Source organism: Streptomyces sp. NPDC031274 (genome assembly GCF_055570235.1).
Window position 1 is genome coordinate 1 of sequence record NZ_JBVIHP010000185.1, and the last position, 1582, is coordinate 1582.

Annotated in this window: 1 protein-coding gene; it reads left to right on the forward strand. The window is 67.4% G+C overall.

What is annotated here, in order from left to right; genetic code table 11:
• Positions 1–14 precede the first annotated feature (14 nt).
• On the forward strand, positions 15–1571 hold the full coding sequence (locus ACZ5CR_RS44800; RefSeq protein ID WP_468869319.1) for a ParB/RepB/Spo0J family partition protein: 1557 nt from the start codon (positions 15–17) through the stop codon (positions 1569–1571).
• The last annotated feature ends 11 nt before the right edge of the window (positions 1572–1582 follow it).

Genomic DNA, 1582 nt, shown 5'->3' on the forward strand with positions numbered 1-1582 from the left:
GAAGGACCACCACCATGAGCACCACAGCCACCCGCCCGGACGCTCCGGAAACCATCGAAGGCTTCGCTGGCCGCTTCGTCTGGCTCGACCCCCACGACCTTGTTGTCGACCCGTACAACCACCGCAAGGACCGCGCCGACCAGGACGGAGAGGACACCACCCAGCCCGACCCGGAGCTTCAGGCCAGCGTGGATGAACTCGGCGTTCTCACCCCGCTCGTACTGCGCCCGCAGGAAGGCGAGAGGGAGGGGAAACTCGGGATCATCTTCGGGCAGCGCCGCAACAACGCGGCCCTGGCCTCCGCGAAGAAGGCCAAGGCGAAGAAGAAGCCCTACCGGCTCGTTCCGGCGATCGTCCGCGACGACCTCGCCGGAGTCGACGACGCGGCACTGACCGTGTCGTTCATCGAGAACAAGCACCGCCGCCAGGCCACCGTCCGCGACGACATCGAAGCCGCCAGGCAGCTCTCACTCATGGACATCCCCAAGGCCCGCAAGATACGCAACGCGCGCGCCATGGGCTTCAAGCCCGCCGAACTCGGCGCCGCCAGCAAGGCCGCCCAACTGTCCGACGAAGCTCTTGCCGAGGCCATCGAGGAACACTTCAACCTGATCGAACTGGCCGAGTTCCAGGAAGTCGAAAGCGTCGACGACGCCCTGTGGACCCTCAAGCGGGCCAAGAGCCGCGACCAGCGCGAAGGCAACACCAAGCGCGGCCACTGGAAGCACGCCCTCGCTGATCTGCGCACGGAGAAAGAACTCACCGACAAGTGCGCCCAGCAAGCCGCTGAGCTAACCGCCGCGGAGGTCACGGTCGTCGACTGGCGCTGGAACTGGTCCGACACCAGCACCAGGCCGCTCACCGACCTCCTCACCGACGACGAGGTGATCTGGGTGTGCACCGCCTGGCACCGCCACGGCCACCCGCTCACCGCCGAAGCCGCCACGAAGGACACCGCTCAGGCAGGACCGGACAAGGAGGCGGCCAAAGCGGAGCGGCGGCTGGTCATCGCGAACAACAAGGCATGGCGGCAGGCCCGCGAGGTCCGCGCCGACTTCATCAAGGAACTCTGCCAGCAGCCCGAGGCCAGCACCCGGGTGTGGCCACTGATCCTCTCCATGGTCACAGGCACCAGCTACGGATACGAGAACTACATCAGCCGCAAGAGGACCGACCTGACCGCACACTTCCTCGGCATCCCAGACCCCAACGAGGGCAACAGCCAGTGGACTCGGGTGGGCGACCCGTTCGGCGCGGTCATCGCACGCACCAGCCCGGCGCGCGCGTGGAGGGTCCTGCTCGCTCATGTCGCTGCCGCCTACGAGGTAGAGCACATGGACGACGCGGCCTGGCGCAACCACATCAACGGGCAGACCGTCGCCTGGCTGACGTTCCTTCAAGCGGAGGGCTATGCGCTGAGCACCGTCGAAGCGGAGACCGTGGCCAAGGGCCGCGCCCAGCAGGAGGAGCAGGACCAAAAGGCCCGCGAGGACGCCGAGCCGGAGCAGAACGAGGACAGCGAGGACAGCGAGGACGTTCAGGAGCCCGAGGCGCTGGCGACTGCGGCCTGACCTCTGCGGCG